A 1,055-nucleotide genomic window follows, 5' to 3' on the forward strand; every position below is an offset into this window, starting at 1 on the left:
CTTCGACGACCCAGTTGATCGTCAAGGTCTGGCTCACTATCTAGAACACATGCTTTTTTTGGGTACGGAAAAATACCCTAAAGTGGGCGAGTTTCAAAGTTATATTAGCCAAAATGGTGGAACGAATAACGCGTGGACAGGAACGGAGCACACCTGCTTCTTTTTCGACGTCACTCCAAGTGCATTTGAAAACGCACTGGATCGCTTTAGCCAATTCTTTACCGCGCCACTGTTTAATGAAGAAGCATTAGATAAAGAGCGCCAAGCGGTCGACTCTGAGTACAAGCTGAAATTGAATGACGACTCGCGTCGCTTGTATCAAGTTAACAAAGAGGTCATCAATCCAGAGCATCCATTTTCAAAGTTCTCTGTCGGCAATTTAGATACGCTTGGCGACCGAGATGGTCAGTCTATTCGTGATGAAATTGTCGAGTTTCATCATTCTCAATATTCAGCCGATCTTATGACGCTGACGTTGTTTGGGCCTCAATCTCTTGATGAGCAGCAAGCTTGGGTAGAAGCCATGTTCGCTGACATCCCTAATCATCAATTAAATGGTAAATCGATTAACGTACCGATTGGGACTGAAGACAGCACCGGAATTTTGGTTCAAATTGAGCCCATCAAAGAGTTTCGCAAACTCATTCTCACCTTCCCTATGCCGGGAATGGATAAACACTACGGCGTGAAGCCTCTCTCTTATTTCGCTCATTTGTTAGGTTACGAAGGCGAAGGGAGCTTGATGCTTCAACTGAAAAGCAAAGGCTGGATCACTTCCCTATCAGCTGGCGGCGGGGCAAGTGGCAGCAACTATCGTGATTTTACGGTCAGTTGTACACTCACACCAGAAGGGTTAGACCACGTAGATGACATCATTCAAGCTGTCTTCCAATATCTAACCATGATCAAACAAGACGGAATGAATGAGTGGCGCTACCTAGAGAAGCAAGCAGTATTGGAGTCTGCATTCCGCTTTCAAGAACCTTCACGCCCTCTCGATTTAGTTAGCCATTTAGTCATCAATATGCAGCATTATCAGCCGCACGATATTATCT

General features: G+C 45.1%; 1 protein-coding gene. It reads left to right on the forward strand.

The features are described from left to right. The coding region (locus R8N46_RS25455; protein ID WP_318189809.1) for an insulinase family protein at nucleotides 1-1,055 on the forward strand (1,055 nt) is incomplete at both ends.

Origin of the sequence: Vibrio sp. 1874 (assembly GCF_033344395.1) — a bacterium.
Lineage (GTDB): Bacteria > Pseudomonadota > Gammaproteobacteria > Enterobacterales > Vibrionaceae > Vibrio > Vibrio alginolyticus.